The sequence below is a fragment of the Candidatus Erwinia dacicola genome (genome assembly GCF_001756855.1).
In the GTDB taxonomy this organism is placed as follows: Bacteria; Pseudomonadota; Gammaproteobacteria; order Enterobacterales; family Enterobacteriaceae; genus Erwinia; species Erwinia dacicola.
In genome coordinates this window covers 1-7415 of sequence record NZ_MAYS01000161.1, presented here as the reverse complement: position 1 = coordinate 7415, position 7415 = coordinate 1, and the positions used below count along the sequence as shown (strand labels likewise).

At 54.8% G+C, this 7415-nt stretch carries 8 protein-coding genes and 1 pseudogene; 6 read left to right on the top strand and 3 right to left on the bottom strand.

Features of this window, described 5'->3' with window-relative positions; genetic code table 11:
• Window positions 1-33: 33 nt before the first annotated feature.
• Window positions 34-178, bottom strand: a pseudogene (locus tag BBW68_RS17640) (IS3 family transposase); the annotation flags it as partial.
• A gap of 145 nt (window positions 179-323) precedes the next feature.
• Between BBW68_RS17640 and BBW68_RS04960 the strand changes: the two are divergent.
• On the top strand, window positions 324-710 hold the full coding sequence (locus BBW68_RS04960; RefSeq protein ID WP_070134263.1) for a ferredoxin reductase domain-containing protein: 387 nt from the start codon (window positions 324-326) through the stop codon (window positions 708-710).
• 76 nt (window positions 711-786) lie between these two features.
• On the opposite strand, the gene rpsT is transcribed toward BBW68_RS04960, so the two are convergent.
• Window positions 787-1050: a 30S ribosomal protein S20 gene (gene rpsT / locus BBW68_RS04955; protein WP_070134262.1), complete on the bottom strand. Its 264-nt coding sequence runs from the start codon at window positions 1048-1050 to the stop codon at window positions 787-789.
• Between the two features lie 320 nt (window positions 1051-1370).
• Between rpsT and ribF the strand changes: the two genes are divergently transcribed.
• The 5 genes from ribF to ispH are packed head-to-tail and all read left to right on the top strand — an operon-like array spanning window position 1371 to window position 7067.
• Complete coding sequence (gene ribF / locus BBW68_RS04950; protein ID WP_070134261.1) at window positions 1371-2309, top strand: bifunctional riboflavin kinase/FAD synthetase; 939 nt, start codon at window positions 1371-1373, stop codon at window positions 2307-2309.
• Window positions 2310-2345: 36 nt separating this feature from the next.
• Window positions 2346-5153 carry an isoleucine--tRNA ligase gene (gene ileS / locus BBW68_RS04945; RefSeq protein ID WP_070134260.1) on the top strand — a complete coding sequence of 936 codons (2808 nt, stop codon included), beginning with the start codon at window positions 2346-2348 and terminating at the stop codon, window positions 5151-5153.
• Window positions 5150-5659, top strand: a complete 510-nt coding sequence (gene lspA / locus BBW68_RS04940; RefSeq protein ID WP_070134259.1) for a signal peptidase II — start codon at window positions 5150-5152, stop codon at window positions 5657-5659. Before ileS ends, lspA begins: the two co-directional genes overlap by 4 nt.
• A gap of 3 nt (window positions 5660-5662) precedes the next feature.
• Entirely contained in the window at window positions 5663-6133 is a 471-nt protein-coding gene (gene fkpB, locus BBW68_RS04935; protein ID WP_070134258.1) for an FKBP-type peptidyl-prolyl cis-trans isomerase, read from the top strand.
• A complete protein-coding gene (gene ispH / locus BBW68_RS04930) occupies window positions 6114-7067 on the top strand; it encodes a 4-hydroxy-3-methylbut-2-enyl diphosphate reductase (protein ID WP_070134257.1) in 954 nt (317 codons plus the stop codon). Before fkpB ends, ispH begins: the two co-directional genes overlap by 20 nt.
• Before the next feature lie 123 nt (window positions 7068-7190).
• Here the strand turns inward: ispH and BBW68_RS04925 are convergent.
• On the bottom strand, window positions 7191-7415 hold a 225-nt coding region (locus BBW68_RS04925; protein WP_070134256.1), incomplete at its 5' end, for an integrase core domain-containing protein.

The following is a 7415-nucleotide window of genomic DNA, read 5'->3' as shown; positions in this document are numbered from 1 at the left end:
AGTCAGTACAAACAGAAACGGTTACTTGAACTTGTCGTAGTCTCCGGTACTCGCTGCCCAGTCAGTCTATGGCTTTTCTGTCGCAACAGTCCAGCGCGAACGTTACACGCAGTTTTTCCCCATTATCACCGGTGGACTCGAAGCCGTCAGAGCACCACCGCTGGTTACTTTCCCCGACTCGTCATTTGCTATCAATCGCGAGCCGCTGGATGAGTGGCACGCCTTTGCCAACATTCCCCTCGGCAGCGGCCTGGGCTGCCGCATGCTGATCTCGCGCGCCGGGTGACTAGACCGGGCGTTTTATCGATTCGCCGCCGGATCAGGTGTGGTTTAAAGGTTTGCCGACGCCGGGCGTAGGGAAAATTTTTCACTCGGTAGTGTACGTTGCCACCGGCAGCGGTATTGGCCCGCTGCTGCCGCATCTGATTGCACTAGGCAAATCCCGGCGCTTAATCTGGTCGACGCGTAATCCGCGTCTGACCTACGGCGACTGTTTTGTTGATAAAATCATTCGTATTCAGCCTGACGTGCTGATCTGGGATATTGATGCACACGGTAAACCTGATTTGCTGCAGTTGACGTTACAGAGGGTAGAAGAGAGCGGGGCGGAGGTGGTAATCAGCATCGCTGATCGTAAGATGACGGACTATGTTGTCGGGGGCTGTAAAGCGTGCAGGGTGGCGGCCCATGGTGCGATTTGGGATTCCTGATCGGTTTGCTAAATTTTCGGCATAAAGAAACCGGCCAAGCCGGTTTCTTTATTAAATTTCGATTAACAAGCTGACATTAAGCTAGTTTGCTTATCTGTGCAGCCAAGTTAGCTTTATGGCGTGCAGCTTTGTTCTTGTGGATCAGGCCTTTAGCTGCCTGACGGTCCACAATTGGTTGCATATCGTTAAATGCGTTCTGCGCAGCAGTTTTATCGCCAGTAGCGATTGCCGCGCAAACTTTCTTGATAAAAGTACGCAGCATTGAACGACGGCTAGCGTTGTGCTTACGACGTTTCTCAGACGTTACAGCGCGTTTCTTAGCTGATTTGATATTAGCCAAGGTCCAACTCCCAAATAGTTCTATGAGGACAATTCAAAGGCTGAGGAATGTGCCCTTTTCGCCTTCGGTTGTCAATGGATTTGTGCAAATAAGCGCCAATGAAACAATGGCACTTGGTTACGTTTCTTTCGATGGCGCAGGATTCTATCAGCTTCGGCATGGCGAATACAGCTCAATCACAAGAAAAATATCAATACACTCAGGATTAGCACCATACTGAACGAAATGGCGCGGGTATAGCATGAAAGTGATGAATCACGGGTTAACCTTCCTAGCTGTACAAGGTATAATCCGCCGATTTCCACAAATTTGAGCCAGCCATGAAGTTTATCCGCGGCATACATAACCTTAGAGAGCAGCATTGCGGTTGCGTACTGACCATCGGCAACTTCGATGGCGTACATCGCGGCCATCAGGAGCTGCTGGCACAGCTGTGCGAAGAGGGGCGTAAGCGCAACTTGCCGGTAATGGTAATGCTGTTTGAACCTCAACCGCTGGAGCTGTTTGCAGCGGATAAGGCCCCGGCACGCCTGACGCGCCTGCGCGAGAAAGTGCGCTACCTCCAGCAGACGGGCGTTGATGCCGTGCTGTCCGTGCGCTTTGACCGCCGCTTTGCTGCCCATACGGCACAAAGTTTTGTCACCGATCTGCTGGTCGATAAGCTGGATGTAAAGTTTCTGGCCGTCGGGGATGATTTCCGCTTTGGCGCTGGTCGCCGGGGTGATTTCCTGTTATTACAGAAGGCTGGCGTCGAGTATGGCTTTGATGTCATTGGTACCCAGACCTTTTGCGATGACGGTAAGCGAATCAGCAGTACTGCGATTCGCCACGCGCTGTCAGATGACAATCTAGCACTGGCTAACGTCCTGCTGGGGCGTCCTTTCAGCATTTCAGGCCGTATCGTGCATGGCGATGCTCTGGGCCGCACGATCGGTTTCCCTACCGCTAACCTGCCGCTTAAGCGCACGGTCTCTCCGGTGAAAGGGGTGTACGCTGTTGAAGTGCTGGGGCTGGGTGATAAACCGCTTCCCGGTGTGGCCAATATCGGCATGCGTCCCACAATAGGCGGACTTCGTCAGCAGCTGGAAGTGCACCTGCTGGACGTATCGATGGACCTGTATGGGTGCCATATTGAAGTGGTGTTGCGTGACAAACTGCGTAACGAGCAGCGTTTTTCCTCGTTTGATGCGCTGAAAGAACAAATTGCTAACGATGTGCTTACTGCCCGCCGCTTTTTTGGGCTGAACGCATCGGTTTAAGTGTAAACAGAACCGACATACGGAACCGAGAATCTGATGAGTGACTATAAATATACCCTGAATTTGCCGGAAACGGAGTTCCCAATGCGTGGCGATCTGGCCAAACGCGAACTGGGCATGTTGCAACGTTGGTATGATGACAAGCTGTACTGCATCATCCGCGAAGCCAAAAAAGGGAAAAAAACCTTTATCCTGCACGATGGCCCTCCTTACGCTAACGGCAGTATTCATATTGGTCACTCAGTTAACAAGATTCTGAAAGACATTATCGTTAAGTCTAAAGGCATGGCAGGCTATGACTCACCTTATGTTCCGGGCTGGGACTGCCATGGTCTGCCTATCGAGCACAAAGTTGAGCAGATGATCGGCAAGCCGGGCGAGAAAGTCAGTGCCGCTGAGTTCCGCTCTGCCTGCCGTGCCTATGCCGCAAAGCAGGTTGAAGGGCAGAAAGCGGACTTCATCCGCCTTGGCGTGCTCGGTGACTGGGATCGCCCCTACCTGACGATGAACTTTAACACCGAAGCGAACATCATCCGTGCGCTGGGTAAAATTATCGGTAATGGCCATCTGCACAAAGGCGCTAAGCCGGTGCACTGGTGCCTAGACTGCCGCTCTGCGCTGGCAGAAGCGGAAGTGGAGTATTACGACAAAACATCACCGTCTATCGACGTGATTTTTAACGCCGTTGATAAAGACACGGTTGCCGCCAAATTTGGCGCTGCTACGGTCAACGGCCCGATTGCCTTTGTGATCTGGACCACCACCCCGTGGACCATGCCGGCAAACCGCGCTATCTCCCTGCACCCTGAGTTTGATTATCAACTGGTCCAGATCGACGGTCGTGCGCTTATCCTGGCGAAAGACCTAGTCGACAGCGTAATGAAGCGTGCCGGTATTGCCGAATGGAGCATGCTGGGCGAAGTGAAAGGCGCAGAGCTGGAGCTGATGGGCTTCCAGCACCCGTTCCTCGGCCACGCTTCCCCGGTGGTGCTGGGTGAGCATGTGACGCTGGATGCGGGTACCGGTGCGGTACACACGGCGCCAGGCCACGGCCCGGACGACTTTGTCATCGGGCAGAAATACGGTATCGAAGTGGCGAATCCGGTCAGCCCGGACGGCAGTTTCCTGCCGGGCACTTACCCTAGCCTTGACGGGGTTAACGTCTTTAAAGCCAACGACCTGATTGTTGAACTGCTGCGTGAAAAGGATGCGCTGCTGCATGTGGAGAAACTGCATCACAGCTACCCGCACTGCTGGCGTCACAAAACCCCGATCATCTTCCGTGCTACCCCGCAGTGGTTTATCAGCCTGGATCAGAAAGGCCTGCGTGCACAGTCGCTGAAAGAGATCAAAGGCGTGCAGTGGAGCCCAAACTGGGGCCAGACGCGTATCGAATCGATGGTCGCCAACCGTCCTGACTGGTGCATATCGCGTCAGCGTACTTGGGGCGTGCCGATGTCGCTATTCGTGCATAAAGACACCGAGCAGCTGCACCCGGACTCGCTGGAGCTGATGGAGAAAGTCGCCAAATGGGTAGAGCAGGACGGCATTCAGGCGTGGTGGGATCTCGATCCACACGATCTGATGGGTGCCGACGCGGATAACTACGTCAAAGTGCAGGATACGCTGGACGTGTGGTTTGACTCCGGTTCAACTAGCTACTCGGTAGTGGATGCACGCCCAGAGTTTGGTAGCCATACCCCGGACATGTATCTGGAAGGTTCTGACCAGCACCGCGGCTGGTTTATGTCATCGCTGATGATCTCGACCGCGATGAAGGGCAAAGCGCCTTATCGCCAGGTACTGACCCACGGCTTCACCGTCGACGGCCAAGGCCGCAAGATGTCCAAATCGCTGGGCAACACCGTGAGCCCGCAGGACGTGATGAACAATTTGGGCGCTGACATTCTGCGCCTTTGGGTGGCATCAACCGACTACTCCGGCGAGATCGCGGTTTCCGACGAGATCCTCAAGCGCTCTGCCGATAGCTATCGCCGTATCCGTAACACCGCGCGCTTCCTGCTGGCCAACCTCGCGGGATTCAATCCGGAAACCGACATGGTGAAACCGGAAGAGATGGTGGTGGTTGACCGCTGGGCTGTTGGCCGCGCGCTGGCTGCACAGAACGATATCGTTGCCTCCTATGAAGCGTATGACTTCCATGAAGTGGTCCAGCGCCTGATGCAGTTCTGCTCGGTCGAAATGGGCTCCTTCTACCTAGATATCATTAAAGATCGCCAGTACACCGCCAAAGCCGATGGTTTGGCGCGCCGCAGCTGCCAGACCGCGCTGTGGTATATCGTAAAAGCGCTGGTGCGCTGGATGGCGCCGATTATGTCCTTCACTGCGGATGAGATCTGGGGCTACCTGCCTGGTAAACGTAGCCAGTATGTGTTCACCGAAGAGTGGTTCGACGGGCTGTTCAGCCTAGCGGATAACGAACCGATGAACGATGCCTACTGGGCGGAGCTGCTGAAAGTGCGCGGCGAAGTCAACAAGGTGATCGAGCAGGCGCGTGCCGATAAGCGTATCGGTAGCTCGCTGGAAACCAGCGTCACGCTGTATGCCGATGCCGCGCTGGCTGCTAAGCTGACCAGCCTAGGTGAAGAGCTGCGCTTTGTGCTGCTGACCTCCGGTGCACAGGTGGCGGATTACGCTCTGGCAACGGATGAAACGCAGCAGAGCGAGGTGGTGAAAGGTCTGAAAATTGCCTTGCATAAAGCAGATGGCAAGAAATGCCCACGCTGCTGGCATTACACTAGCGACATCGCTGAACACGCTGACGTCTGTGGCCGCTGTGCCTCTAACGTCGCGGGCAGCGGCGAACAGCGTAAGTTTGCATGATGAACAGGTCTGTTCTCTCAACCGGATTACGCTGGCTGTGGCTGGTGATTGTGGTGATTGGCATCGATTTCGCCAGCAAGCAGTGGATTATGAATAATCTGGTGCTGCACGAATCGATATCCGTGATGCCGTTCTTCAACTTCTTTTATGCTCACAACTACGGCGCGGCATTCAGCTTCCTCGCCGATAAAGGTGGCTGGCAGCGCTGGTTCTTCGCCGGCATTGCCATTGCCATTGTGGTAGTGCTGCTGGTGATGATGTACCGCACGGCAGCGAGCAATAAACTGAATAACATCGCCTATGCGCTGATTGTAGGTGGCGCATCGGGTAACCTGTTCGACAGGGCATATCATGGCTTTGTGGTGGACTTCATCGACTTCTACGTCGGTGAGTGGCACTTCGCCACGTTTAATATTGCCGACTGCGGTATCTGTATTGGTGCCGCGCTGATCGTGCTGGAAGGGTTTATCATCCCGGCCAGCAAACAGGCTAAGAATAAAGGATAAGGCATGACTGATTCTGTACAGCATGGCAGCGCAGTGCTGGTGCATTTCACCTTAAAGCTGGCGGATGGTTCCACGGCAGAGTCAACGCGCAGCAACGGTAAACCTGCGCTGTTTTGCCTCGGCGATGGCAGCCTGTCAGAGGGGCTGGAAAACCATCTGCTGGGCCTGCCGGTTGGCGGGAAAGCGGCGTTCGCGCTGGAAACGGTCCACGCGTTTGGCGGTGTCAGCCCGGATCTGGTGCAGTACTTCTCGCGCCGCGATTTTATTGAGGCTGGAGAGCCGGACATCGGCGCCATCATGCTGTTCAGCGGCATGGACGGTAACGAAATGCCGGGGGTGATCCGTGAGACCTCCGGGGATTCCACCACCGTGGATTTCAACAATCCGCTTGCCGGGCAGACCATTCACTTTGACGTAGAAGTGCTGGAGATCGCTTCGGTACTGAAAACTAGAAATGCAGATCCTGTTAGCTAACCCGCGCGGTTTCTGCGCAGGCGTTGATCGTGCTATCAGTATTGTCGAGCGCGCGCTGGAAATGTACGGTGCGCCGATCTATGTGCGTCACGAAGTGGTGCATAACCGCTACGTGGTGAACAGCCTGCGCGAGCGCGGGGCAATCTTTATTGAAGATATCGGTGAAGTGCCGAACGCGTCGATCCTGATCTTCTCTGCGCACGGGGTCTCCCAGGCGGTGCGTACGGAAGCCAAAGCACGCGACCTGACGATGCTGTTCGATGCCACCTGTCCGCTGGTGACCAAAGTGCATATGGAAATGGCGCGCGCCAGCCGAAAAGGCACCGAGGCTATCCTGATTGGTCATGCTGGACACCCGGAAGTGGAAGGCACCATGGGGCAGTACAGCAATCCGAAGGGCGGCATGTATCTGGTTGAAACGCCTGCGGATGTCTGGAAGCTACAGGTTAAGGATGAAGATAACCTGTGCTTTATGACGCAGACCACGCTGTCAGTGGATGATACCTACGAAGTGATTGACGCCCTGCGTGAGCGCTTCCCGAAGATTGTTGGCCCGCGCAAGGACGATATCTGCTACGCCACCACCAACCGTCAGGAAGCGGTGCGCATGCTTGCACGCGATGCGGACGTGGTGCTGGTGGTCGGTTCGAAGAACTCCTCAAACTCTAACCGCCTAGCGGAGCTGGCACAGAGTGCCGGTAAGCTGGCGCGCCTGATCGACTCGGCTGATGATATTCAGGAAGAGTGGGTGCGCTGCGTCGGCTGTGTTGGCGTGACCGCCGGTGCCTCCGCGCCGGATATTCTAGTGCAGCAGGTGATTCAGCGTCTCAATGAGCTGGGCGGCGTCGATGCTGTCGAGTTGATTGGCCGCGAAGAGAATATCGTGTTTGAAGTGCCGAAAGAGCTGCGCGTCGACGTCCGTCAAGTCTATTAATAGCTAACGGGCGAACCGGAAAAGCGGGTCTAGTCCGTCAAGGTGGTGTAAATGGCACTGTTGCAAAGATATTGATGAGTTAGCCTTTCGTGTTATTGAAAGTCTTATTTTTCAAAGACTGTATCAACTAATACTGACCACAGCATTAGACTGTAAGTAGTACAGCCGCTCAGATTCGTTGGGCGTCAGACCACCGTTATACCAATGGGGCCTGATAGCGCTGTAATATCCCGTTATATAGCGGATTATCGCGCCCTGGGCTTCGCTGAAGCTGTTATAGCCCTTCGTCGGCACCCATTCGGTCTTCAGGCTCCGGAAGAACCGCTCCATAGGGGCGTTATCCCAGCA